Here is a 25571-nt window from a genome sequence, read left to right on the forward strand (position 1 = left end):
AAGAAAGTGTTAGCCACTAGTGAAACAGTGGTTTAATTTTTGTTAAATCCGCGCTAGAGTCATTGGCGGCGGATTCTGCGGGATATTTTAAGGACAATTTACTGTGCTCAGCTTTCTTAGCAAACAGGAAAAAGGATGGGTCGGAATCGATATCGGTTCATCTTCGGTTAAAATGGTGGCGCTTTCTAAACGGGGGGGCAGTCTTAAGCTGGACTCTTATGCCGTGGTGCCTCTGCCCTCTACTGCGGTTATCGAAAGTAGTATTCAGGATGCCGCTCAGGTTTCTGAAGCAATTGAGCGTGGTATTAAACTTTGCGGAGGCAGTCTGACGACTTCTGTTGCCGCGGTTCCCTCTTCGGCGGTTATCTCTAAGACCGTTCAGTTAAGTAACGCTTTTACCGAGTTTGAACTTGAAGATCAGGTTAAGCTTGAAGCTGACCGTTTTATTCCCTATCCCCTGAATGAAGTCGCACTGGATTTTGAAGTTCTGGGCCCGGTTACGGGAAATACAGAACTGAATAATATTCTGTTGGTTGCTTGTCGGCGTGATGATGTCGAGATGCGCGAAGATGCGATCAACGGAGCAGGGCTGAAATGCGAAGTGATCGATGTAGATCGGTTTGGTACTGAACGGGTTTTTCCGATGATACATTCAGAGCTTGATCAGGAGCAGCTGGTTGGTTTTGTTGATATTGGTGCCTCCACTCTGACATTGAATGTATTTAAGAACGGTGAAATTGTTTATAACCGTGAACAGGCATTTGGCGGAAATGATCTGAGTAACGCGATTCATCAGCAGTCGGGCCTGAAAGCAGGAGAGGTTGAGAATCTGTTGAGGACGGGGGAACTGTCAGATGAACTTAAGCAGTCGCTGGTATTGCCGTTTCGTAGCACTGTATCTCAGCAAGTGTCTCGTGCGCTGCAATTTTTTTATTCATCCGGCCCTCATAATGAACTGAATAAGCTGTATTTACTGGGCGGCACTTCGGCGATAGAGGGGCTTTCTGAACAGATGGCTGCTGAAGTTGGTTTGTCTGTTGAGGTGGCAAATCCGTTTGCCGGAATGGAACGGGATGCGAAGATCAATGCTGATCGATTAGCTCAGGACGCACCAACGCTGGCGAAAGCCTGTGGTTTAGCGTTGCGTAGCTTTGAACACTAGGATGCGACTATGGCAAAGATTAATTTAAGGGCCTGGCGCGAAGAACTGGCGGCAGAGAGACAGAAGCAGTTTGTGGTCAATATTGTTGCTGCAGCTTTTTTAGCTGCAGTTGTAGTGTTTTTGATCGGTTTCTATTTCGATATGCAAACAGATCGTCAAAAGGCGCGTAATGGTTATCTGCGTGCTGAGATTGCTCAGCTGGATGCGCAACTGGTACAGATAAAAGAGTTAAAAGAAAAGCGTAAGAGACTGTTGAACCGTTTGAATGCGATACAGGAGCTGCAGGGCACCCGGTCGCTGATTGTCAGAAGTTTTGATGAGATGGTGCGGGTATTGCCGGATGGCGTCCATTATCAATCTCTAAAGCGACAAGGCAGTGTGATCTCTCTAGCAGGGCTGGCGTCAAAAAGTGATGACGTATCTGATCTTATGCGCAGTGTTTACGCCAGTATCTGGTTTGGTGAGCCAAACCTTTCAAAAGTTGCCAATGACAGTGGTATGAAAAAATTTGATCTGGCTGTTCCGGTATTGAAACCCTCGCTGGAAGAGGTGAACTGATTATGGCAATGGACGCATTAAAAAATAGCTTCAAAGGCTTTGATGCCGATGACCTTGATCTGAGTACTGCTGGTAACTGGCCGATAGGCGTTAAAGTAATAGCTTATTTGCTGGTGTTCGGAATAGTTATTGGCTTAGGTGTCTATTTCTATACCACGGATAAAGAGAAAGCATTGCAGCGGGAAATCTCGCAGGAGACTGGCCTGAAGTCTCAAATTACAATTAAAACGACTCAGGTAGCGAGTCTGGCGCAGCTTAGACGGCAGATGGAAGATGTATCGGATCGCTTTGCTGAACTGTTAAAACAGTTACCGACAGAGAAAGAGGTGCCGGGGCTGCTGGAGGATATTACCGAAATTGGCCGTTCCAGCGGTTTGGATATTCAACTGATCTCTCTGGCGGCAGAGAAGAAAAATGAAATTTTCATTGAGTTGCCGATTAATATCAAGGTGAACGGGACCTATCATCAAATGGGTCAGTTCGTTAGTGGTGTAGCAGCAATTCCACGAATTGTAACTCTGCATGACTATAGTATTGTGCCAGCTGAAGGGCAGCTGGGTATGACAATCAGCGCGAAGACGTATCGTTATGATGACACTAAATAGACTGTTTCCGGTTGCGTTGTTGGCCAGCCTTTTTCTGGGTGGCTGTGTCTGGATTGATGACACAAATGATCTGCGCAATTTTGTGGCTAAAGAAAAACAGAAAAAAACTGCCAGTATAAAACCGCTGCCTGAATTTAAGCCTTATCATAGCTTTGTCTATGAAGGGGCCAGTATGCGTAGTCCTTTTAAGCCTCTGGTTGCTATTGTGGTGCTTGATCCAGAGGATGATACTAATGCCGCAAATAATGGCATTAAGCCCGATCAGGATAGAGCAAAAGATTATCTGGAAACCTTTTCGCTGGATAACCTTAAAATGGTAGGCAGTATAAATATGAGTGCCGACGGCTCCCGTTGGGCTTTGATTAAAGATAATGCCGGTGAAGTGCATCGCGTATCGAGTGGTGACTATATGGGTACCGATTATGGCGAGATAACGACCATAAACAGCGATAGTGTCGAACTGGTAGAGATTGTTTCAAATGGTCGGGGTGGTTGGATGAAGCGCCCCCGTAGCGTGGTGATGGATTGATGATGATGGTGATTACTGTGAATAAATATATTCAGGCGGGAAGGCTGGCTTATTCCATGGTCGCTAAATTTGCGAGCCTGGTCATCAGTTTGTGCTTGTTGTCATGGACCGTTTCAGCTGCGGATGCGACGCTGAATGAGGCCTCTTTTGTTGCGCTGCCGGATAATAAGCTTGAAATTCGTTTTGATTTTGACGCGCCACCATCAATTCCCAAATCATATATGACCGATAGCCCTGCACGGCTTGTATTGGATATGTGGGGTGTTGAAAATGCACAGGATGTACGTCAGTTAAGTGTTGAAAGCGGTAATGTTGAAACACTCAACTTTGCTCAGGTGGCAGGTCGTTTGCGAGTTGTTGTTAATCTGTATGAGGCCTCCTCTTTTGATACCAGGGCTGATGGTAATAGTCTGTTTCTGACGGTGGGTGATCGCAGAGCGGTTAAGCAAAGTGGAGCTAAGCAACCTGTCGCTACAGCGACTGCAGCAAAAAATGAACCTGTTGCAACACAGAAACCCGCTCAGGTTTCTGATAAAACCCGGGTACAAGGAGTCGATTTTGAACGCACGGCTGAAGGTGCCGGGCGCGTGGTTGTATCTTTATCCGATGATCGTGCTGGTGTAGACGTTATTGAGGAAGGCAATAATATTGTTGTTAACCTGTTAGGTGTTGATCTGTCAGCCAGTATGCAGAACCGGATTGATGTGCAGGATTTTGCCACGCCGGTTATGTTTATTGATTCCATGGCCAGCGGTGAAAATAGTTCAATACTGATTAAACCAACCGCAGAGCCTTATGATTACATGGTTTATCAGACTAACAATCAGTTGTTTGTTGATCTGAAGCCTATCACTCGTGCTGAGCAGGAAGCGATTGAAGAAGAGCGTTTCCCGTATCAGGGTGAGCGAATCGATCTTGATTTTCAGAATGTTGAAGTGCGTTCAGTGCTACAGATTCTCGCAGAAGTAGCCGAGATGAACCTGGTTGTGAGTGAGAATGTGAATGGTAATATCACTTTACGACTAAAAAATGTTCCCTGGGATCAGGCGCTGGATCTGATACTCAATACCCATAAGCTTGATAAGCGTGAGATGGGTAACGTGATGTTGATCGGTACGGCAGACGAGATTGCGGAGCGTGAGCGAGTTGAGCTGGAAAGTTCTAAGCAGGTTGAAGAGCTGGCGCCGTTGCGTACAGAGTTTATTCAGGTCGATTTCCGCAAGTCTTCTGATATGATGGCGCGTCTGAATGAGGCGAAGCTGGTATCTGAACGGGGCTTTATCCTGGCAGACGATGAAACCAATGTGTTGATGGTTCGTGAAACAGCCAAGCGGATGGAAGAGATACGCAGCACGTTGCGTCGTTTTGATACAGAAGTTGCGCAGGTGTTGATCGAAGCGCGCTTAGTCACTGCAAATACTGATGTCTCTAAAGATCTGGGTATTAAGTGGGGGCTGGGCTATGGCGATGCAGGTACCAACTCAATCTCTATCGGTAGTACTATTTCCGATGTCTCTTCGCCGGGTAGTGTGCCTAGCGGCTTGATGGTTGATCTGGGGGCGGCGGTTACCAGTCCTGCATCGGTAGCAGTAGGTATAGCATCCAGTAGTACTTTGTTACAACTGGAACTGTCAGCACTGGAGACCGATGGTCGGGTTGAAGTCATCTCACAACCTAAGATAGTAACAACCAACGGTAAAGCTGCGATGATACAGTCGGGTCAGGAGATCCCTTATCAGACAGTGGAAGATGGTGAGGTCAGTGTTGCATTTAAAGATGTTGTACTCTCACTGGATGTGACGCCACGGATTAATCCGGGTGATCGGATTGCGATGGATCTGATTATTAAGAAAGATTCGGTTGGTGACCTTCTGCCGAATGGCGAAATCAGTATTATAAATAATGAGCTGGAAACATCTGTCGTTGTGCCTGATGGCCAAACGATTGTTCTGGGTGGTGTTTTTGAAAATGAAACCCGCGATGTGGTCAATAAAACACCATTGCTGGGTGATCTTCCTGTGCTGGGGCATCTGTTTCGTAACAGCCAGACAAAAAACAGTAAATCAGAGTTGCTTATCTTTATCACACCTAAACTGGTACGGGAATCGTTATCCAGTCAGTAAGGCTAGCGTAATTTGAATATATTTCTTGTAGGCCCTATGGGAGCTGGAAAAAGCACCATAGGGCGTCTTCTTTCTCAGGAGCTTAAACTGAACTTTGTCGACTCCGATAAAGTAATTGAGGAGCGTGCCGGCGCGGATATCCCCTGGATCTTTGATGTGGAAGGGGAAGATGGTTTTCGTAACCGGGAAGCGAATATGATTGATCTTCTGAGTGCAGAAGATGGTCAGGTACTGGCGACCGGCGGCGGGGCTGTTCTGCGTCCTGAAAACCGCTCAAATCTGCAGGGGCGGGGTACAGTGGTTTACCTCAAAGCGTCTGTTGAACAGCAGTTAGAGCGAACGGCGCGGGATAAAAACAGGCCTTTGTTGCAAACGCCTGATCCCAAGGCTGTGCTAACAGAGCTGATGGAGCTTCGGCATCCTCTCTATGTGCAGGTGGCGGATATCGTTGTTGAAACCGATCGGCGCAACCCTAAAGCGGTTGTTGCTGATATAATTGCAGACCTTCGTGAAAAGCAGATAGTTAAATAGAGAATACCTCCTCATCATGCAAACTCTTAATGTTGACCTGGGCGAACGATCCTATCCGATCTTTATCGGAACCAATCTTTTTAGTGCGGATAATCTGAAACCTTACATTAAGGGTAATCAGGTGCTTATCGTCAGTAATGAAACGGTGGCACCACTGTATCTTCAACAGATCAGGGATATCTTACCTGCAGTGCAGGTCGATGAGGTTATTCTTCCTGACGGTGAACAGTATAAAACGCTGGAGCAGCTGAATGCGGTTTATGATCAGTTGTTACAACAACGTCATAATCGCACTACGACTCTGATCGCTTTAGGCGGAGGAGTGGTTGGTGATATGACAGGGTTTGCGGCAGCCAGCTATCAACGTGGTGTCAATTTTATTCAGATTCCAACCACGTTGCTTTCCCAGGTAGATTCATCTGTCGGTGGTAAAACCGGCGTCAATCATCCGTTGGGTAAGAATATGATCGGCGCATTTCATCAGCCGCAGGTTGTGCTTGCCAGTGTTGATGTCCTGTCCACATTACCTGACAGAGAACTGTCAGCCGGACTGGCTGAAGTGATTAAATACGGGCTGATCTATGATGCTGAGTTTCTTGATTGGTTAGAAGCAAATATGAGTGGTCTGGTTGGGCGTGATACCGGGCTGCTAACCCAGGCGATCTATCGCTCCTGTGAAATTAAAGCCGAAGTGGTTGCGCAGGATGAGAAAGAGTCAGGTATACGGGCGCTGCTCAATCTCGGTCATACCTTTGGTCATGCTATAGAGTCTTGTCAGGGCTATGGCAACTGGCTGCATGGCGAGGCCGTCGCAGCAGGAACCGCAATGGCTGCCGACTTGTCCAGGCGGTTAGGGTGGCTTTCAGACGCCGATTACAGCCGCACTATCCGTATTCTGGAAGCGGCGCAGTTACCGGTTGATGCGCCTAAGGGCATGACAGCGAAGCAGTTTATGGATCTGATGGCGGTTGATAAAAAGGTCATTGATGGTCAGCTCCGGCTGATTTTACTGCGTTCATTGGGTCAGGCTGTTGTTACTGATCAGTTTGATCCGGATTTACTTCAGCAAACACTAGATCAGTTTTGCGCTTAAAGGGGGTTGATGATGGCTGAAAAAAATGGAAATCAGGCCCTGGCTGAAGCATTTTCTAATGCGGCAGAGCGCAAGAGTTTCTTTTTTGAGCCATCTTCCCGGCTACAGCTTGTCGAAAAGCTGGAGCACCTGAATCGTTTCAGTGATTTTCTGCTGCTGGTCATCGGGCCGGATGGTGCGGGCAAATCAACCCTGTTACAACGTTTAAGGGATTCTGAGCCAGACCGTACTATCAGAGTCTGCCATATCGACGGAGCGGTTAATACCAGCCTTACTGCGATGCTTAAGGCGTTGAGTGAGCAGCTGAGTCCGCAAATTATTACTGATACTGATGATCAGCAGATACTGAATGGTATCTATGATTTTGTTCAGGTGATGGCTGCTGAGCACATTCAATGGATAATTATTGCTGATAACGCTGAATTACTGGATGTCGGTGCGCTTAAGCTTCTGTTACAGATGCTGAGTGATGCTCAGGGCTTGCCGCTTAAGCCACATTTGCTAATGGCGGGAACCGATCTTCTGAATAGCCGCTTACAGCAGATTGAGGAATTCTCTCTACTGGAAGCCCAGGTACATAAGTTAGAGCTGCAACGCTTCACTGCAGAGGAGGCGCATAGCTATCTTGCACAACGATACAGTGCAGCACAATCGCTAACAGAAAAGCAGTTAACCGCAGTGTATGAGGCATCTTCCGGCTATCCGGGATCCCTCAATCAGCAGGTAGAGCAGTTCTTTCGTTCAGGCAATGTTAGCCGCACCCGCACTGAACCCGGAATGCCACGCAATTATCTGGTAGGTATAGCGACGGTTATGTTGTTAGTGCTGAGCGTTGCCCTGTGGCAGTTCTGGCCCGGTACTGTTGCCACCGACAACGACAGAACGCAGGTTCAGTTGCAGGTGCCTGTAGAGAAAGAATCGGTTGTTCCTGCTGATACGGCGGCTCCGGTCGATGAAGTCGCTATTGCTAGTACTCAGGCCAATGCGAACACCGAAGCCCAAACGGTTGTGCTGAATAAGCCCGCCACTTATACCCCTGGGCAAGATAGCCAGCTAAAGCAGGATGCTGAGGTTGTAATATCTAAACCTGCGGTAATCGCTGAGACAACTATTGCGACGGTAGAAGCAGCCCAGCCACCGATAGCTCCTGTTGTTGAGCAGATCAGTGTTAAAGAATCTGTAGTTGAAAAGCCGGTAGTGGAAGAGATACGGGTAGATGCTGCCGCTGAGACTAAAACTCAGCCGACTGTCGCGACTTCAACTATTGCTCCAGCTACTATTTCGGCTAAAGAATCTATTGCGACTAAGGCTGCGCCTGTTTCTGTGGCCTCAGCACCCCTCAGTGCGGCAGAAAAAGCGCTGCTTAGCTGGGCTGATACCAGTTATACGCTGCAGATGCTTGGTGCGGGCGCACGCCAGAGTGCAGAAAAATTTATTAACGCTCAGGCTCAGCCGCAAAAATTTTATCTGTTTCAAACAGAGTATAAAAATAAACCCTGGTTCGTCGTTGTATATGGTCAGTATAAAGATCGTGCAGCGGCCGCTGCGGCCAGTAAATCTCTACCTTCGGGCTTAGTCAGGTTGAAGCCCTGGGCGCGTTCAATTCAGGGGATTCAGGCGGACCTGGCTGCCAGAAAATAAAATATTTTTGTATAGCGTTCTGAAACAAAAATATCTTCTGCGTTGCTTATAATTTGTCCTTCCTACCCTCGCTGTGTAAAATACCTGTCCCTTTTTCCCCGTATTCGCAACTGCGGCCGGAAATTGAAGGCGGTAATATACTGATAAATAAGAACTTTTTGGTGGGATTCGTTTATGAGCAAAGGTCTGTATCGCCCTGGTGAGTTCAAGGACAACTGTGGTTTTGGTTTAATGGCCCATATGCAAGGGGAGCCAAGTCACGACTTATTGTTGAAGGCGATTGAAGCACTTGCATGTATGACTCACCGTGGTGGGATCGCGGCAGACGGTAAGACCGGCGATGGCTGCGGATTGTTAATGCAAAAGCCTGATGCGTTTCTGCGAGCGGCTGCGAAAAGCGAGCTGGGTGTTGAATTAGGAGAAAACTATGCCGTGGGCATGGTGTTTCTGTCTAAAGAGCCAGCGCTGGCGGATGCGGCGCGTGAAACTCTGAATAAAGAACTGGCGGCTCAGGGACTGAATGTTGTTGGCTGGCGTGTTGTGCCAACTGATGAAAGCTGTCTGGGTCCAATAGCAAAAGATACTCTGCCACAAATTGAGCAGGTATTTGTAACGACTGATAAGTCGGAGCGGGAGTTTACAGTTAGCCTGTATACCGCTCGTCGTAAGGCAGAGAATGCGTTGTCCAGCGACGCGGACTTCTATATTTGTAGTCTGTCTGACAAAGTTATTTCCTATAAGGGTCTGACGATGCCGGTAGATCTGCCGGTATTCTATCAAGACCTGAGTGATGAGACGCTGGCAACAGCTATCTGTACTTATCACCAGCGTTTCTCAACCAATACTGCGCCACGCTGGCCATTGGCTCAGCCGTTCCGCTTGTTGGCGCACAACGGTGAGATCAATACCATCGAAGGTAACCGTAACTGGTCCCGTGCCCGCTCTAGTAAGTTTGTTACTGAGCAGCTGCCGAATGTTGACGAGTTGCAGCCAATTGTTAATACCACCGGATCTGATTCTTCCAGTATGGATAACATGCTGGAATTCCTGCTGACCGGTGGTATGGGCCTGTACCGTGCTGCACGTATGATCGTGCCGCCAGCCTGGCAGAACGTTGATACTATGGATGCTGAGCTACGCGCATTCTATGACTACAACTCTATGCATATGGAGCCGTGGGATGGTCCTGCCGGCATGGTAATGACCGATGGTCGTTATGCCGTTTGTATGCTCGATAGAAACGGTCTGCGTCCTTCCCGTTGGGTAATGACCAAAGATGGTTATATCTGTACTGCATCTGAAATTGGTGTGTTCGCATACAAGCCCGAAGATATCGTATCTCAGGGCCGTGTAGGTCCGGGTCAGATTCTGTCTATTGATACTCAGACCGGTGAAGTGCTCCACACTGCCGATGTTGATGAACGCCTGAAGAAAGCTCAGCCATATAAGCAGTGGATGCGTGAAAACGCGCTGCCGCTTGAGCAGACCATGAATCTGACTGAAGAGTCTCAGTCTTTCTGTGATATGACCCCTGAAGAGGTCAAAACACACATGAAGATGTTCCAGGTGACCTTCGAAGAACGTGATCAGGTGTTGCGTCCATTGGGTGAAACCGCGATGGAAGCAGTTGGCTCCATGGGTGATGATAAGCCGATGGCAGTGCTGTCGTCTAAGGTCCGTTCTGTTTATGACTATTTCCGTCAGCAGTTTGCTCAGGTAACTAACCCACCGATCGATCCGCTGCGTGAAGCGATCGTTATGTCGCTGGAAACCTGTGTCGGCGGCGAGCGAAATGTATTTGAAGAAACGCCAGAACATGCCCGTCGGGTTATTCTGACTACGCCGGTATTGTCGGCCAGTAAATTCCTGCGTTTGAAGAACAATACTGAGGCAGGCTTTGAAGTTGCTACCATTCAGCTGAACTACGATCCGGCTGAGATGGATCTTAAAGCTGCGATTCAGAATATTGCTGATCAGGCTGAACAGCTGGTGCGGGATGGTAAGGTTATTATTATCCTGTCGGACTTTGCGATCGAGCAGGGTAAGTTGCCTGTTCACGCATCGATGGCGACCGGTGCGGTTCACCATCACCTGATCAATAAAGGGCTGCGTGCCGACGCCAACATTATTGTTGAGTCCGGAACTGTACGTGACCCTCATCACTTTGCAGTACTGTTTGGTTTTGGTGCAACAGCGGTATATCCATACCTGGCGTATCGTGTGCTGACAGATCTTTGTGCGACTGGTGAGTTGCAGATGGACTGGCTGGACAGCCATGAGAACTACCGTAAAGGGATCAATAAAGGCCTGATGAAGATCCTGTCGAAGATGGGTATCTCAACGGTTGCCTCTTATCGTGGTGCACAACTGTTTGAAGCGGTAGGTATGAGCTCGGAAGTGGTTGATCTGTGCTTTACCGGTGTTGCCAGTCGTATCGAAGGTGCAGACTTTAGCGATTTCCAGAAAGATCAGCTGAGCCTGTCTGAAGAAGCCTGGGTTGCACGTAAAAAGATCCAACAGGGTGGCTTGCTGAAGTATGTTCACGGTGGTGAATACCATGCTTACAACCCGGACGTGATCCGTACTATCCACACTGCGGTGCGTAGTGGTGAAAGTAACGATTACCAGCAATATGCTGATCTGGTTAATAAGCGTGGCGTAGCGACTATTCGTGATCTGATGGCGCTGTCGAAAAATACTAAGTCTGTCGCGCTAAGCGAAGTTGAGCCGGTTGAGAACATCTTTAAGCGTTTTGACTCAGCGGCGATGTCATTGGGTGCTTTGTCACCAGAGGCACATGAGTGTCTGGCAATGGCGATGAACGAGCTGGGTGGTCGTTCTAACTCCGGTGAGGGTGGTGAAGATCCAGCCCGTCATGGTACGAATAAGCGCTCTAAGATTAAGCAGGTTGCTTCCGGTCGTTTCGGTGTAACCCCGGAATACCTGATCAATGCTGATGTCATGCAGATCAAGGTCGCTCAGGGTGCTAAGCCGGGCGAAGGTGGTCAGCTACCTGGTGGTAAGGTTAACAGCCTGATCGCACGTCTGCGTTATTCTGTACCGGGTGTGACACTGATCTCGCCACCGCCGCATCATGATATTTACTCTATTGAAGATCTGGCGCAGCTGATTTTCGACCTGAAGCAGGTTAACCCTGCAGGTCTGGTATCCGTGAAGCTGGTATCCCGTCCGGGTGTTGGCACCATCGCTTGCGGTGTGGCTAAAGCCTATGCGGATCTGATTACGATTTCCGGTTATGACGGTGGTACAGCAGCTAGTCCGCTGACTTCGGTTCACTATGCCGGCTCGCCATGGGAGCTGGGTCTGGCTGATGCACACCAGTCTCTACGTGGAAACCATCTGCGAGGTAAGATTCGTCTGCAGACAGACGGTGGCCTGAAAACCGGTCTGGATGTGGTTAAAGCCGCTATCCTGGGCGCAGAAAGCTTCGGTTTCGGTACTATGCCGATGGTTGCTGTAGGTTGTAAGTACCTGCGTATTTGTCACCTTAATAACTGTGCTACCGGTGTTGCTACTCAGAACGATGTTCTGCGTGATAAGCATTATCGCGGTACGGTAGAGATGGTTAAGAATTACTTCCGTTTCGTCGCTGAAGAGACCCGTCAGTGGATGGCCTCTGTTGGTGTACGTAGTATGGAAGAGTTGGTGGGTCGCGTTGATCTGCTGGAACTATTGGACGGTACGACAGCCAAGCATGCCAAGCTGGATCTGTCGCCGCTGATATCTGATGCAGGTATCCCGGCTGAGTATCCTCAGACTTGTCAGGTCGACCAGAACGATCCTTACGATCTGGCTGAGCTGAACACTAAGATGGCTGAATTAGCGCAGCAGGCGATTGATGATAAGTCGGGTGCTGAGTTTGAGCTGGTTATCACTAACTGTGACCGTTCTGTCGGTGCCCGTACCTCGGGTGCAATTGCGAAGGTTCATGGCAATCTGGGCATGAGCGACAAGCCTATCCGCTTTAACTTTACCGGTCATGCCGGGCAAAGTTTTGGTGTGTGGAATGCCGGTGGTCAGGAGCTTTATCTTAAAGGTGATGCAAATGATTACGTCGGTAAAGGCATGGCCGGCGGTAAAATCGTTATCAGTCAGCCTGATGCAGTGACCTTTGCCAGCAACGAAACGGCGATTATCGGCAACACCTGTCTGTATGGTGCTACCGGCGGTAAGTTGTACGCAGCAGGCTGTGCCGGTGAGCGTTTTGCAGTACGAAACTCTGGCTGTCATGCGGTGATTGAAGGTGCTGGCGACCATTGTTGTGAGTATATGACCGGTGGTCTGATCACAGTGTTGGGCGAAACTGGCTATAACTTCGGTGCGGGTATGACCGGCGGTTTTGCTTACGTGCTGGATATGGATAACACCTTTGTTGATAAGTATAACCATGAGCTGGTGGAGATCCACCGTGTGGCACCACAGCATATGGAAGAATACAAAAACCACCTGCGCTCTGTGATCATCGGTTTCGTTAGTGAAACCGGTAGTGAATGGGGTAATCAGATTGTTGATAACTTCGATGACTATATTGGTCGTTTCTGGCTGGTTAAGCCTAAAGCAGCCAGTCTGGGAGCATTGTTGACGGATATGCGTTCGCGTCCGGAGTAAAACAGTGTCATCGGGTTTACAGGTATTAAGTGAAAGCTGTGTCTGCCTACGGGCAGACACCATTAGACGGGGTGGGAAATGTCTGAACGTCTGAGTAATGATTTTCAGTTTCTGGAAGTAGAACGCCAGGGACCAGGTAAGATAGATGCAAACGTGCGAAAGCAGGAGTTTGCTGAGATTTATGAGCCGTTCAAGGCGGATGATGCGTCGACACAAGCACATCGCTGCCTTGAATGTGGTAACCCGTACTGCGAATGGAAGTGCCCGGTGCACAACTATATTCCGAACTGGCTGAAGCTAGTGTCGGAAGGCAATATCATTGAAGCGGCTGAGTTGAGTCATCAGACTAACTCTCTGCCTGAGGTGTGTGGTCGTGTATGCCCGCAGGATCGCCTTTGTGAAGGTGCCTGTACACTGAATGATGAGTTCGGTGCCGTGACGATTGGTTCGGTAGAAAAACATATCACCGATACCGCCTTTGCTATGGGCTGGCGTCCGGATATGAGCAAAGTAACAGCGACCGATAAGAAAGTGGCTGTTATTGGTGCGGGCCCTGCGGGTCTGGCTGCTGCAGATATTCTGGTACGTAACGGTGTTAAGCCGGTGGTATTTGATTCTCATCCTGAGATCGGCGGTTTGCTGACATTCGGTATTCCTGAATTCAAGCTGGATAAAGACGTCATGGTGCGTCGCCGCGAAGTGTTCACTGAGATGGGAGTAGAATTCCGTCTGAACACCGAAGTAGGTAAAGATATTCAGATGCAGGAGCTGCTCGATCAGTACGATGCGGTGTTCCTGGGAATGGGTACATACAATTATATGAAGGGCGGCTTTCCGGGTGAAGATCTGGATGGCGTGTATGATGCGTTGCCTTTCCTTATCTCAAACGTTAACCGTTGTCTGGGCTTCGAGAAAGATGCCGCAGATTATATCGGTGTTGAAGGTAAGAGCGTGGTGGTCCTGGGTGGTGGTGACACTGCGATGGATTGTAACCGTACTTCGATTCGTCAGGGTGCCCAGAATGTAATCTGTGCTTACCGTCGCGATGAAGCCAATATGCCTGGTTCGAAACGTGAAGTAGAGAATGCCCGTGAAGAGGGTGTGCAATTCATGTTTAACCGTCAGCCTGTTGAGGTTGTAGGCGAAGCGGGTAAAGTAACCGGCGTTAAGGTGGTGACTACCCGTATGGGTGAGCCGGATGAAAACGGTCGTCGTCGTCCGGAAGTCGTGGAAGGAAGTGAAGAGGTACTTGCTGCAGATGCAGTACTGGTTGCTTTTGGTTTCCGTCCAAGCCCTGCACCATGGTTTGCAGATTTTGGTATTGAGCTGGAGCAGGATGGCCGGATTAAGACCTCTGCTGATGAGCAATACGCATTCCAGACCAGTAACGACAAAGTCTTTGCTGGTGGTGATATGGTGCGTGGTTCTGATCTGGTGGTTACTGCTATCGATGAAGGTCGTAAGGCTGCAGAAGGTATTCTCGATTACCTGAAGCTGTAATCAGGATAATATGCTACGAAAAGGTCGCTTTATGCGACCTTTTTTGTGACCTGATACAGCAGCAGAAAGGTAGAAAAACCTGTAGAATGCGCACAGTTTTTGAATTTGAGTTGGGAAAGAGTAATGGCTGAACTGAAGAATGATCGTTTCCTGCGTGCGCTGATGCGTGAACCAGTTGATGTTACACCGGTATGGATGATGCGTCAGGCGGGCCGTTATCTGCCAGAATATCGCGCAACCCGTTCCCAGGCAGGAGATTTCCTGAGCCTGTGTAAGAACCGGGATCTGGCTTGTGAAGTCACGATTCAGCCGCTGGAACGCTATGATCTTGATGCTGCGATTCTGTTCTCCGATATTCTGACTATTCCTGATGCGATGGGTCTGGGTCTGTATTTCGAAGTAGGTGAAGGGCCGAAGTTTAAGAAAGTTATTCGTACCGAAGCCGATGTCGATGCCCTGCCTGTACCTGAGTCTGCATCTGATCTTGATTACGTGATGAATGCAGTGAAGACCATCCGTAGTGAACTGAATGGTCGTGTGCCTCTGATCGGTTTCTCCGGTAGCCCATGGACGCTGGCAACCTATATGGTTGAAGGTGGCTCCAGCAAAGATTTCCGCCATATTAAACAGATGATGTATGCGACTCCTGAAGTCTTGCATGAACTGCTTCGTAAGCTGGCAGAGTCGGTTACCGATTACCTGAATGAGCAGATCCGTAGTGGTGCTCAGGCGGTACAGATTTTTGATACCTGGGGCGGTGCGTTAAGTGGTCCTATGTATCAGGAGTTCTCTCTGAAATACATGCAGCAGATTGCTAACGGTCTGATCCGTGAAAATGAAGGCCGTAAAGTGCCGGTTATCATGTTTACCAAGAATGGTGGGCAGTGGCTGGAAGCGATGGCTGAAGCCGGCGCTGATGCACTGGGGCTGGACTGGACCACCAACATTGATGATGCCCGTGCCCGGGTAGGTGACAAGGTTGCACTGCAGGGTAATATGGATCCTTCAGTGTTATACGGTACGCCAGAGCGGATTCGCGCTGAAGTGGCCGATATTCTGGCTCGCTACGGTAGTGGCCCAGGGCATATCTTCAACCTGGGTCATGGTATCCATCAGTTTGTTGATCCGGCACAGCCTAAAATTTTTGTTGATGCGGTGCATGAACTTAGTGCCCAGTATCACGTCTAACAATCTGATTATAAAGAGGGCATACAAGCCCTCTTTTCATATCTGGCCCTGATAACTATCGGATTAACCAGTAGCCTGGATGCAGTGAAATTTGCAGTTCTGTGGAAATTTGATAAAAATAGGGGTATATACCTATACAGAGTCAGATGCTGGTTCAGGTTATAGGCAGAAATTAACTCAATTGTGTACAGACACCTTCAATGAAAAGACTGACAGAATTATTAGAAAGTAACCGCCAGTGGGCGGAAAAGATTAACCAGGAAGACCCAGAATTTTTTGAAACTCTGGCGCAACAACAGGCGCCTGAATATCTGTGGATAGGTTGCTCCGATAGCCGGGTACCGGCCAATGAGATCGTGAATATGATGCCGGGTGAGCTCTTTGTTCACCGTAACGTGTCTAACCTTGTTGTGCATACCGATATGAACTGCCTTTCAGTTATTCAGTATGCCGTTGAGGTGCTTAAAGTTAAGCATATTATGGTGGTGGGCCACTACGGCTGTGGTGGTGTTAAAGCGGCCATAGAAAGCACCCCTCATGGTCTGATTGATAACTGGTTACGGCATATCCGTAATGTGTATAACAAGCATCGCGATCTGCTATCTGCCTGGGATCACTCTCATCAGCAGCTTGATCGCCTGTGTGAGCTGAATGTAATTGAGCAGGCCTATAACGTTTGTGAAACAACGGTTGTGCAGGGTGCCTGGGCGCAAGGGCAGGAAGTAGCAGTGCATGGCTGGATCTATGGTTTGAATGATGGTCTGGTGAATGATCTTGAGTTCAATGCATGCAGTCAGAGCGATGTGGACGAACAGTATCAGTTGGCGATAAGAAAGATCGAGATACTGCGTGAACTGGCGCAGGCATCTGAGAAAGGTCACAATGCCCGAGGCTTATGGGACAAGTTGAGAACTATATTTAACTAGTTTTCGCTGAGCTGAAATAACAGACAGAAACAAAAAAGCCCCGCACTCTTTAGTAGAGATATGTGGGGCTTTTTTATATCAGTATTAATTACTGAGCGGCTGCCTGCAGCGCCTGGTCCAGATCGGCCATCAGGTCATCGATATGCTCGATTCCGATAGACAGACGAACCATTTCAGGGCTTACACCTGCTGATTTCAGTTCTTCGTCATTCAGCTGGCGGTGAGTGGTTTCAGCCGGGATAGATGCCAGAGACTTACAGTCACCGATATTTACCAACCGCAGGAAGATATTCAGGGCATCATAGAACTTAATGGTGGCTTCGCGGCCAGCTTTAAGGCCAAAGCTAAGGATACCGGATGCTTTGCCGTTCATGTACTTCTTGGCCAATGCATTATCTTTGTGGCTTTCCAGACCTGCGTAGTTAACCCAGGAAATCTGATCATGATTCTCCAGATATTCAGCAATCTTCTGGGTGTTTTCACAGATACGTTCCATCCGCAGAGTCAGGGTTTCGATGCCCTGAATCAGTAGGAAGGCGTTCATCGGTGACAGTGCAGCACCCATGTTGCGCAGTGGTACTACACGGCAGCGACCGATAAAGGCTGCAGGGCCAAAGGCTTCAGTGTAAACAACACCGTGGTAAGACACATCTGGTGTGTTCAGCAGCGGGAAGCGATCGGCATTGTCAGCCCATGGGAACTTACCAGAATCAACAATCACACCACCAATAGAGTTGCCGTGACCGCCGATGTATTTGGTAGCTGCCTGAACGACGATATCGGCACCATGATCGATAGGACGCCACAGAGCCGGGCTGGCAACTGTGCTGTCGACGATCAGTGGCAGGCCGTGTTTATGTGCCAGTTCAGCCAGGGTTTCAATATCTGCAATACCGCCAGAAGGGTTGCCGATAGATTCGCAGTAGATGGCGCGGGTGCGATCATCGATCTGCGCTTCCATCGCGGCAAAGTCATCTTTGTTGGCAAAACGAACTTCGATGCCCTGACGTGGCAGAGTGTGGGCGAACAGGTTGTAGGTACCGCCGTACAGTTCGCTGGTTGCGATGATGTTATCGCCAACTTCTGCGATAGTCTGAATCGCATAAGTGATAGCGGACATACCAGAGGCTACCGCCAGAGCAGCAACACCACCCTCCATAGCAGCGACGCGTTGTTCCAACACGTCAGTAGTTGGGTTCATGATACGGGTATAGATGTTACCTGGTACCTTCAGGTCAAACAGGTCGGCGCCATGTTGAGCGCTATCAAACGCATAGGAGGTAGTTTGGTAAACCGGTACAGCGACCGCTTTAGTTGTTTCGTCCGGGCTGTAACCGCCATGAACTGCCAGGGTTTCCAGTTTCATCTGTAGATCCTCATATCAAAGTGATACTTGTATTTCTAATTATGTGTTAGTTACGTAGCAGATGATTGTAGAGCTTCAGGGGAATAAATAAAGCTCTCTTTGGTGTAAGGATATCGTGGCTTCCGTTAGAATGCTTTTCTAATCAGAAGGAGAGCTTGATGGCCAAAGCAAAAAGCGCATACGTCTGTAATGACTGCGGTGCAGATTATTCAAAGTGGCAGGGGCAGTGTTCTGCCTGTAATGCCTGGAATACCCTGACTGAAGTGCGGTTGAGCAGTGCCAAATCAACCGGTGCCCGGGGTGCTCGCTTCGAAGGTTATACCGGTTCGACGAATGCGACCCAGGTGCAGGATCTTTCTGAAGTTAATCTGGCAGATATGCCCCGCTTTGCTTCCGGTTCAGGTGAGATGGACCGGGTGTTGGGTGGCGGCTTAGTGCCCGGCTCTGCAATTCTGATCGGTGGCCATCCGGGAGCCGGTAAAAGTACTTTGCTATTGCAAACGATGTGTCATCTGGCGCAACAGATGCCTGCACTCTATGTGACCGGCGAGGAGTCTCTGCAGCAGGTCGCCCTACGGGCAAGCCGGTTAGGGCTGAATAGTCAGAATCTGAAGATGCTGTCTGAAACCAGTGTTGAGCAGATCTGTACCACGGCACAGCAGCTAAAACCTAAAGTGCTGGTTGTTGATTCTATTCAGGTGATGCATGTCGAGGATGTGCAGTCAGCGCCAGGTAGTGTTTCGCAGGTGCGTGAAGCGGCAGCTTATCTGACCCGGTTTGCCAAGCAGACCGGCACGGTATTGTTTCTGGTGGGTCATGTCACTAAAGATGGCTCGCTGGCCGGCCCTAAAGTGCTGGAGCATATGATCGATTGTTCTTTGCAACTAGAGGGCGACAGCGATGGTCGTTTTCGTACCTTGCGCTCCCATAAAAACCGTTTCGGTGCGGTGAATGAACTAGGTGTGTTTGCCATGCTGGAGCAGGGGCTCAAAGAGGTTAAAAACCCTAGTTCAATATTTCTGAGTCGTGGTGACCAGCCCAGCCCGGGCAGTCTGGTGATGGTGGTGTGGGAAGGTACCCGGCCATTATTGGTAGAAGTGCAGGCACTGGTGGATCAAAGCCATATGAATAATCCGCGCCGGGTGGCGGTCGGCCTTGAGCATAACCGGTTAGCGATGCTGCTGGCAGTGTTACATCGTCACGGCGGTTTGCAGACCGGTGATCAGGATGTCTTTGTTAACGTGGTTGGTGGCGTTAAGGTACTGGAAACCAGTGCCGATCTGGCATTGCTGTTATCGGTCGTGTCCAGCTTTAGGGATCGTGCATTGCCGCAGGACCTGATTGTGTTTGGTGAGGTTGGCTTATCGGGTGAGATACGGCCGGTACCTAACGGTCAGGAACGTATTAGAGAGGCGGCTAAACATGGTTTTCGACGTGCGATAGTGCCTAAGGCCAATGCGCCTAAACAGTCGCCTGAGGGGATGGAGGTAGTGGGGGTTAGTCGCTTATCAGAAGCGTTGGAAGCACTCTGATCAGTGTGCTTCCAAAAGGTGTTCTAACTCTCTTTCAAGTAAGGTTTCATCACCCAGATTAAGCTCAACCAGGCGGCGCAGGTGAGATACACTATCGATATCCATCGTTTCGGCTTTAAAGCCCAGATGGTTGCCCAGTTGGTGTTTTAATATTGAGGGCATCGTTATCGTTATCTCGTTATTCAATTGAATAACAATATCGGCATGATCGCCCACATTCAGTAGTGGCGAAATGATAATTTCAGCCAGTACGCCCTGTAATGAAATATCAATAAGTTTAACCGGCCAGCTACAGTCAGAGGTCCTGACTTCGCAGTCGGCGTCAAAGGAAATTCTCTGGAAGCGGCGACGTTCGTCTGTCATCCGTTGTCCTCCTTCGCTTGAGTTATATTTAATCACTCGTATTTAACTACATAAGCTTAATACACTCTGTCCCTTAGTTGTGATTTCTATACACAGAGTGGGGAGTTTCTGCGCAAAAAAAAACCGGCCGGTCTTGCGTAAGACCGGCCGGTTTTCTGATTAGCCTGTGTTTTACTTAGTCATACGCTTGTACTTGATGCGTTCAGGCTGATGATCTTTACCGAAACGTTTTTTGTAGTCTTCAGCATACTCGGTGTAGTTGCCTTCGAAGAACTCAACTTTAGAGTCGCCTTCATAGGCCAGCATGTGAGTACATACACGGTCCAGGAACCAACGGTCGTGCGATATCACTACTGCACAACCAGGGAAGGCCAGCAGTGCTTCTTCCAGGGCTCGCAGGGTTTCTACATCAAGGTCGTTGGTTGGCTCATCCAGTAGCAGTACGTTACCGCCCTCTTTCAGAAGCTTGGCCATGTGCAGACGGTTTCGCTCACCACCGGACAGGTCTTTAACGAATTTCTGCTGATCAGAACCTTTAAAGTTAAAGCGGCCACAGTATGCCCGTGACGAGGTAGTGTAGTTACCGACGACAATGTTGTCCTGACCGTCGGAGATCTCTTCCCAGACAGTTTTTTCACCGGCCAGGTCACGACTCTGGTCAACATAAGCCAGCTGCACGGTTTCACCCAGTTCAACGGTGCCTGAATCCGGCTGCTCGGTACCATTAATCATCTTGAAGAGTGTGGACTTACCCGCACCGTTACCACCGATGATGCCGACAATCGCGCCCTGTGGAATATTCAGAGACAGGTCTTCAAACAGAACCTTATCACCGAATGACTTAGTGACATTGTTCAGTTCGATTACTTTCTCGCCCAGACGAGGTCCTGGTGGAATGTAGATTTCTGAAGTTTCGTTACGGGTCTGGAATTCGCGGGAGTTCATCTCCTCAAACTGCTTCAGACGCGCTTTGGATTTAGCCTGGCGGCCCTTTTGTCCCTGACGTACCCATTCCAACTCGGCATTAACGGCCTTCTGATGAGCGGCTTCCTGTTTGGATTCCATCGCCAGACGCTGTTCTTTTTGCTCCAGCCAGCTGGAGTAGTTGCCTTCGTATGGGATACCGCGGCCCCGGTCGAGTTCCAGGATCCAGCCCGCAGCGTTATCCAGGAAGTAGCGGTCGTGGGTGATTGCCACAACAGTACCAGGGTATTCCTTCAGGAAACGCTCGATCCAGGCGATGGATTCAGCATCCAGGTGGTTTGTCGGCTCGTCTAATAGCAGCATATCTGGCTTGTCTAGCAGAAGACGGCAAAGTGCTACCCGGCGACGCTCACCACCGGACAGGTGCTTAACTTCAGCATCCCAGGGTGGCAGGCGCATCGCATCTGCAGCACGCTCTAGCATGGTGTCCAGGTTATGGCCATCTTTGGCGGCGATCAGATCTTCAAAACCGGCTTGTTTTTTAGCCAGCTCATCAAAGTCGGCATCCGGCTCGGCATAAGCGGCATAAACCGCATCAAGTCCGGCCAGCGCTTCTTTCACGTCGGCAACGGCTTCTTCAACGATTTCACGAACTGTTTTAGTTTCGTCCAGCTGCGGCTCCTGCGGCAGGTAGCCTACGTTGATACCTGGCATCGGACGGGCTTCACCCAGGTATTCCTGGTCCAGGCCGGCCATAATCTTCAGCAGGGAAGATTTACCCGAGCCGTTTAGGCCTAGTACGCCGATTTTAGCGCCCGGGAAAAAGGACAGAGAGATATCTTTTAAGATTTCACGCTTGGGTGGTACTACTTTGCCAACCCGGTTCATACTGTAAACGTATTGAGCCATTACACTACCTGTTCACTATTAACTCGAAATTGCGCATATCTTAGCGCTACGGGGAATTTTTTACCATTTGATCTGTTGTTTAATGGGCGCTGATAAAGCTGTTTTGGGCCTTTTTCCGCATTTGACGGGGTTATAGCCACTAAACACGACTTTATGAGCGAAATTCTCTACTAAGTGACCCAGTTTCAAGTGCGTTTTATATACAACTTCGACTATAATACGCGGCTTTTCTCAGGCTCTGTTTATCATCACTGCATTGGTGATAACCGGGCCGGTGTTAATCTCAATCTTGGGGACCGCTAATGTTTAGCAAAGAGATGACTATCGCTGATTTCGATCAGGACCTATATGCCGCGATGCAAGCTGAAGCTAAGCGTCAGGAAGAGCATATCGAACTGATTGCGTCTGAAAACTACACCAGCCCACGGGTTATGGAAGCGCAGGGCTCTGAGCTGACTAACAAGTATGCTGAAGGCTATCCTAACAAGCGTTACTACGGTGGTTGTGAGCACGTAGACGTTGTAGAACAACTGGCAATTGATCGCGCTAAAGAGTTGTTTAATGCAACTTATGCTAACGTTCAGCCACATTCCGGTTCTCAGGCGAATGCTGCTGTATACATGGCGCTGTGTCAGCCTGGTGATACTGTGCTGGGTATGAGTCTGGCTCACGGTGGTCATTTGACTCACGGTGCTGCAGTAAGCTTCTCCGGTCGCATCTATAAAGCGGTTCAGTACGGACTGAATGCTGAAACCGGTGAGATCGATTACGCTGAAGTTGAGCGTCTGGCCGTTGAACATAAGCCAAAGATGATCGTTGCGGGTTTCTCTGCATACTCCCGCATTGTTGACTGGCAGCGTTTCCGTGACATTGCTGACAAAGTGGGTGCTTACCTGTTTGTTGATATGGCACACGTTGCTGGTCTGGTTGCTGCGGGTCAGTACCCTACACCGCTGCCGTTTGCTGATGTTGTAACGACGACCACTCACAAAACTCTGGGTGGCCCTCGTGGTGGTCTGATTCTGTCTGCTAACGCTGATGAAGAACTGCAGAAGAAACTCAACTTTGCGGTATTCCCTGAATCTCAGGGCGGCCCACTGATGCACGTTATCGCTGCTAAAGCGGTGTGCTTCAAAGAAGCGTTGCAGGATGACTGGAAAGCGTATCAGGCGCAGGTTGTGAAAAACGCTCAGGCGATGGCTAAAGTATTTATGGAACGTGGTATTAAGATCGTTTCCAATGGTACTGATAACCATCTGTTCCTGGTTGATCTGATCGGTAAAGAGTACACCGGTAAAGATGCTGATGCGGCGCTGGGTCGTGCTAACATCACTGTAAACAAAAACTCTGTACCAAATGATCCGCGCTCTCCGTTTGTTACATCGGGTCTGCGTATCGGTTCACCGGCAATCACTAGTCGTGGCTTTAAAGAGGCCGAAGCTGAGCAGCTGACGCACTGGATCTGTGATGTGCTGGATAATATCGATAATGAAGAAGTTAGCAATACAGTTAAACAGAACGTTCTGGATATCTGTGCTCGCTTCCCGGTTTATAAGTAAACCGTTACAATAGAAACTATCGGGAACCCTGTTCCCAGTCAGTTTCTGCTACCGGGGCGCTTTAAGCGCCCCGGTTTTTATATAAATAAGTTTTATTTGCTGACCTGATCAGCACCGCTCTTTGAGGATGATATATGCACTGTCCGTTCTGTAATGCCCATGAAACCAAGGTGGTCGATTCCCGCCTGGTCGCAGAAGGTCAGCAGATTCGTCGGCGTCGTGAATGTATCACCTGTCACGAACGTTACACTACCTATGAAGCGGCAGAGCTATTGATGCCGCGACTGATCAAGGCCGATGGTACCCGTCAGCCATACGATGAAGATAAACTCCGCGCCGGTATTCAGCGAGCTGTTGAAAAACGTCCGGTCAGCGTTGAAGATATCGAAGCCTGTATTAGCCGTATTAAACAGCGTTTAAGAGCAACCGGAGAGCGTGAACTTCCCTCCCGCTCAGTAGGCGAAGAAGTCATGCTTGAACTACGTAAGTTAGACCAGGTTGCCTATGTTCGTTTTGCTTCGGTGTATCGGAGTTTTCAGGATATTAATGAGTTCAAAGAAGAGATCGATCGTCTTTCAGAACAGAAGGATGATGCTGCTAAGGCAGACTGACGGATTATGGCAAACTGGAGCGCAGCAGATCATCAGTTTATGTCTCGGGCGGTACAGATCGCCTGGCAGGGGCTTTATACGACCGAACCTAACCCCCGGGTAGGTTGTGTGTTGGTTAAAGATGGTGTTGCTATTGCTGAAGGCTGGCATCAGATAGCTGGCGAAGGGCATGCCGAAGTTAATGCATTACGAAGCGCCGGTGATAATGCTACAGGCTGCACCGCTTATGTCACTCTGGAGCCTTGTAGTCATTTTGGTAAAACGCCACCTTGTGCCGATGGCTTGATCAACGCGGGTGTCAGTGAAGTCATTGTCGGTATGGTTGATCCTAACCCTCAGGTGTCGGGTAAAGGAATTAGCAAGTTAGAACAGGCGGGTATTCAGGTCCGTTCTGGCTTGATGGAATCTCAGTGTAGAGAACTGAATCCAGGATTTATAAAGCGTATGGCATCGGGAATGCCCTATGTGCGGTTAAAAATGGCCGCCAGCCTCGATGGTCGTACTGCGATGGCATCCGGTGAGAGCCAATGGATTACCGGGCCGTTAGCACGTCAGGATGTACAGCGGCTCAGAGCCCGTAGTTCTGCCATTATCAGCGGCGTTGGATCGATCATTAAAGATGATTCATCACTTACCGTCAGAGAGTCAGAGTTAGGGCTGGCTAATGCCGAGCAAATAGTGAGCCGGCAGCCATTAAGGGTGGTGCTGGATAGCGCTGGTCGAATGCCCGGGTCCGCTAAGATGCTGACATTGCCGGGCAATACTCTGATCGTAAGCTGCGTCCCAGTACCGGCTTATATTGATGGACTGGATCGGGTTGAGTGGCTAAAGTTGCCCGCAGCCGATGGTGGAATTGATCTGTCATTGTTGTTGCAGGAGTTGGCTAAGCGCGATTGTAATGAGGTGCTGGTGGAAACCGGTGCTACATTGGCAGGTGCTTTTATTGATGCGCAACTGGTCGATGAGTTTGTTCTGTATCAGGCGATGAAGTTGTTAGGTAGCCGGGCCCGGCCCATGTTTTTGTTACCTTTTGACCGGATGAGTGAACAGGTGGGTTTTGATCTCCGGGATAGCCGGATGCTGGGAGACGACATCCGTTTAACCCTGGTGCCAAAGAAAGAGAGTAAAGCGTAATGTTTACCGGAATAATTGAAGCGGTAGGAACCATTGCCGCAGCTGAACAGGTGCAGGGAGATCTGCGTCTCTATATACGAACCGGCGAGCTGGATCTGAGTGATGTTAAGCTGGGCGATAGCATTGCCGTAAATGGCGTGTGTCTTACCGCTGTTGATCTGCCGGGGGATGGTTTCTGGGCAGATGTTTCTCGCGAATCACTAGCTCATACGCGGTTTCCTGCCCTGGTGGCAGGTGAGCGGGTAAACCTGGAAAAAGCGATGCTGCCAACGACCCGTTTCGGTGGTCATATTGTGACTGGGCATGTCGATGGCCTGGGCAACGTTGTGTCCCGTGAAGAGGATGCGCGTTCAATCCGGTTTAAAATTAGTGCACCAAAGAATATTGCTCGCTATATCGCAGCCAAGGGCTCGATTACGGTTGATGGTGTTAGTCTTACCGCTAATGCAGTAGATGATCATATATTTGATCTGAATATAGTGCCTCATACGGCGCAGGAAACTATAATAGCCGGCTATCAGGCTGGTCGCAAAGTGCACCTGGAAGTTGATATTATCGCCCGCTATATGGAACGACTGATCAGCTACAACGAACAAAATGAAACGGAACCTGCAGCAGGGGTCAGTATGACGACTCTGGCTGCTGCGGGTTTCCTGAATCGCCGCTAATCCGGCTACAGAGGTTTTAG

20 protein-coding genes are annotated in these 25571 nt (G+C 49.2%); 17 read left to right on the forward strand and 3 right to left on the reverse strand.

From position 1 onward, the window contains the following. Positions 1-103: 103 nt before the first annotated feature. The 12 genes from pilM (at position 104) to can (ending at position 16485) form a co-directional block, all read left to right on the forward strand. Positions 104-1162 carry a type IV pilus assembly protein PilM gene (gene pilM, locus EHS89_RS18730; RefSeq protein WP_124927702.1) on the forward strand — a complete coding sequence of 353 codons (1059 nt, stop codon included), beginning with the start codon at positions 104-106 and terminating at the stop codon, positions 1160-1162. A gap of 9 nt (positions 1163-1171) precedes the next feature. Further along, complete coding sequence (locus tag EHS89_RS18735; RefSeq protein WP_124927703.1) at positions 1172-1720, forward strand: PilN domain-containing protein; 549 nt, start codon at positions 1172-1174, stop codon at positions 1718-1720. A gap of 2 nt (positions 1721-1722) precedes the next feature. After that, entirely contained in the window at positions 1723-2325 is a 603-nt protein-coding gene (locus EHS89_RS18740; protein ID WP_124927704.1) for a type IV pilus inner membrane component PilO, read from the forward strand. Further along, positions 2309-2854 carry a pilus assembly protein PilP gene (locus EHS89_RS18745; RefSeq protein ID WP_124927705.1) on the forward strand — a complete coding sequence of 182 codons (546 nt, stop codon included), beginning with the start codon at positions 2309-2311 and terminating at the stop codon, positions 2852-2854. The genes EHS89_RS18740 and EHS89_RS18745 overlap by 17 nt, the downstream gene beginning before the upstream one ends. Further along, on the forward strand, positions 2854-4977 hold the full coding sequence (locus EHS89_RS18750; protein ID WP_229753584.1) for a type IV pilus secretin PilQ: 2124 nt from the start codon (positions 2854-2856) through the stop codon (positions 4975-4977). The genes EHS89_RS18745 and EHS89_RS18750 overlap by 1 nt, the downstream gene beginning before the upstream one ends. A gap of 12 nt (positions 4978-4989) precedes the next feature. Further along, the gene (gene aroK, locus EHS89_RS18755; RefSeq protein WP_276330368.1) at positions 4990-5508 is read left to right on the forward strand and encodes a shikimate kinase AroK; all 519 of its coding nucleotides are present in this window, start codon (positions 4990-4992) and stop codon (positions 5506-5508) included. Positions 5509-5524: 16 nt separating this feature from the next. Beyond that, positions 5525-6601 carry a 3-dehydroquinate synthase gene (gene aroB / locus EHS89_RS18760; protein WP_124927706.1) on the forward strand — a complete coding sequence of 359 codons (1077 nt, stop codon included), beginning with the start codon at positions 5525-5527 and terminating at the stop codon, positions 6599-6601. 9 nt (positions 6602-6610) lie between these two features. Beyond that, the gene (locus EHS89_RS18765) at positions 6611-8242 is read left to right on the forward strand and encodes an AAA family ATPase (protein ID WP_124927707.1); all 1632 of its coding nucleotides are present in this window, start codon (positions 6611-6613) and stop codon (positions 8240-8242) included. Positions 8243-8416: 174 nt separating this feature from the next. Next, a complete protein-coding gene (gene gltB / locus EHS89_RS18770; RefSeq protein WP_124927708.1) occupies positions 8417-12871 on the forward strand; it encodes a glutamate synthase large subunit in 4455 nt (1484 codons plus the stop codon). Positions 12872-12949: 78 nt separating this feature from the next. After that, positions 12950-14371, forward strand: a complete 1422-nt coding sequence (locus EHS89_RS18775) for an FAD-dependent oxidoreductase (RefSeq protein WP_124927709.1) — start codon at positions 12950-12952, stop codon at positions 14369-14371. Positions 14372-14494: 123 nt separating this feature from the next. Continuing rightward, complete coding sequence (gene hemE / locus EHS89_RS18780; protein WP_124927710.1) at positions 14495-15559, forward strand: uroporphyrinogen decarboxylase; 1065 nt, start codon at positions 14495-14497, stop codon at positions 15557-15559. Between the two features lie 200 nt (positions 15560-15759). Next, positions 15760-16485 carry a carbonate dehydratase gene (gene can, locus EHS89_RS18785; RefSeq protein WP_124927711.1) on the forward strand — a complete coding sequence of 242 codons (726 nt, stop codon included), beginning with the start codon at positions 15760-15762 and terminating at the stop codon, positions 16483-16485. Positions 16486-16573: 88 nt separating this feature from the next. Here the strand turns inward: can and EHS89_RS18790 are convergent, their stop codons facing one another. Further along, positions 16574-17851, reverse strand: coding sequence for an O-acetylhomoserine aminocarboxypropyltransferase/cysteine synthase family protein (locus EHS89_RS18790; RefSeq protein ID WP_124927712.1), 1278 nt, complete (start codon positions 17849-17851; stop codon positions 16574-16576). 158 nt (positions 17852-18009) lie between these two features. On the opposite strand from EHS89_RS18790, the gene radA reads away from it, so the two are divergent. Beyond that, on the forward strand, positions 18010-19383 hold the full coding sequence (gene radA / locus EHS89_RS18795; RefSeq protein ID WP_124927713.1) for a DNA repair protein RadA: 1374 nt from the start codon (positions 18010-18012) through the stop codon (positions 19381-19383). On the opposite strand, the gene EHS89_RS18800 is transcribed toward radA, so the two are convergent. After that, entirely contained in the window at positions 19384-19746 is a 363-nt protein-coding gene (locus tag EHS89_RS18800; protein ID WP_124927714.1) for a PilZ domain-containing protein, read from the reverse strand. Between the two features lie 171 nt (positions 19747-19917). Further along, positions 19918-21579, reverse strand: a complete 1662-nt coding sequence (gene ettA, locus EHS89_RS18805) for an energy-dependent translational throttle protein EttA (RefSeq protein WP_124927715.1) — start codon at positions 21577-21579, stop codon at positions 19918-19920. Positions 21580-21881: 302 nt separating this feature from the next. Between ettA and glyA the strand changes: the two genes are divergently transcribed. From glyA to EHS89_RS18825, 4 genes are all read left to right on the forward strand, one after another. Further along, on the forward strand, positions 21882-23138 hold the full coding sequence (glyA, locus tag EHS89_RS18810) for a serine hydroxymethyltransferase (protein WP_124927716.1): 1257 nt from the start codon (positions 21882-21884) through the stop codon (positions 23136-23138). Positions 23139-23272: 134 nt separating this feature from the next. Beyond that, positions 23273-23749 (forward strand): transcriptional regulator NrdR, encoded by a 477-nt coding sequence (gene nrdR / locus EHS89_RS18815; protein ID WP_124927717.1) that lies wholly within the window; start codon positions 23273-23275, stop codon positions 23747-23749. Between the two features lie 6 nt (positions 23750-23755). Next, complete coding sequence (gene ribD / locus EHS89_RS18820) at positions 23756-24883, forward strand: bifunctional diaminohydroxyphosphoribosylaminopyrimidine deaminase/5-amino-6-(5-phosphoribosylamino)uracil reductase RibD (RefSeq protein ID WP_124927718.1); 1128 nt, start codon at positions 23756-23758, stop codon at positions 24881-24883. Next, complete coding sequence (locus EHS89_RS18825) at positions 24883-25551, forward strand: riboflavin synthase (RefSeq protein ID WP_124927719.1); 669 nt, start codon at positions 24883-24885, stop codon at positions 25549-25551. Before ribD ends, EHS89_RS18825 begins: the two co-directional genes overlap by 1 nt. Positions 25552-25571: the final 20 nt, after the last annotated feature.

It is taken from the genome of Amphritea balenae (assembly GCF_003858655.1).
GTDB classification, from domain to species: domain Bacteria; phylum Pseudomonadota; class Gammaproteobacteria; order Pseudomonadales; family Balneatricaceae; genus Amphritea; species Amphritea balenae.

Bases quoted from the DNA above. Each gene is read 5' to 3' on its own strand.
- EHS89_RS18735 (WP_124927703.1), top strand. From the start codon at position 1,172: ATGGCAAAGATTAATTTAAGGGCCTGGCGCGAAGAACTGGCGGCAGAG.
- EHS89_RS18740 (WP_124927704.1), top strand. From the start codon at position 1,723: ATGGCAATGGACGCATTAAAAAATAGCTTCAAAGGCTTTGATGCCGAT.
- EHS89_RS18745 (WP_124927705.1), top strand. From the start codon at position 2,309: ATGATGACACTAAATAGACTGTTTCCGGTTGCGTTGTTGGCCAGCCTT.
- EHS89_RS18750 (WP_229753584.1), top strand. From the start codon at position 2,854: ATGATGATGGTGATTACTGTGAATAAATATATTCAGGCGGGAAGGCTG.
- aroB (WP_124927706.1), top strand. From the start codon at position 5,525: ATGCAAACTCTTAATGTTGACCTGGGCGAACGATCCTATCCGATCTTT.
- EHS89_RS18765 (WP_124927707.1), top strand. From the start codon at position 6,611: ATGATGGCTGAAAAAAATGGAAATCAGGCCCTGGCTGAAGCATTTTCT.
- gltB (WP_124927708.1), top strand. From the start codon at position 8,417: ATGAGCAAAGGTCTGTATCGCCCTGGTGAGTTCAAGGACAACTGTGGT.
- EHS89_RS18775 (WP_124927709.1), top strand. From the start codon at position 12,950: ATGTCTGAACGTCTGAGTAATGATTTTCAGTTTCTGGAAGTAGAACGC.
- hemE (WP_124927710.1), top strand. From the start codon at position 14,495: ATGGCTGAACTGAAGAATGATCGTTTCCTGCGTGCGCTGATGCGTGAA.
- can (WP_124927711.1), top strand. From the start codon at position 15,760: ATGAAAAGACTGACAGAATTATTAGAAAGTAACCGCCAGTGGGCGGAA.
- EHS89_RS18790 (WP_124927712.1), bottom strand. From the start codon at position 17,851: ATGAAACTGGAAACCCTGGCAGTTCATGGCGGTTACAGCCCGGACGAA.
- radA (WP_124927713.1), top strand. From the start codon at position 18,010: ATGGCCAAAGCAAAAAGCGCATACGTCTGTAATGACTGCGGTGCAGAT.
- EHS89_RS18800 (WP_124927714.1), bottom strand. From the start codon at position 19,746: ATGACAGACGAACGTCGCCGCTTCCAGAGAATTTCCTTTGACGCCGAC.
- ettA (WP_124927715.1), bottom strand. From the start codon at position 21,579: ATGGCTCAATACGTTTACAGTATGAACCGGGTTGGCAAAGTAGTACCA.
- glyA (WP_124927716.1), top strand. From the start codon at position 21,882: ATGTTTAGCAAAGAGATGACTATCGCTGATTTCGATCAGGACCTATAT.
- nrdR (WP_124927717.1), top strand. From the start codon at position 23,273: ATGCACTGTCCGTTCTGTAATGCCCATGAAACCAAGGTGGTCGATTCC.
- ribD (WP_124927718.1), top strand. From the start codon at position 23,756: ATGGCAAACTGGAGCGCAGCAGATCATCAGTTTATGTCTCGGGCGGTA.
- EHS89_RS18825 (WP_124927719.1), top strand. From the start codon at position 24,883: ATGTTTACCGGAATAATTGAAGCGGTAGGAACCATTGCCGCAGCTGAA.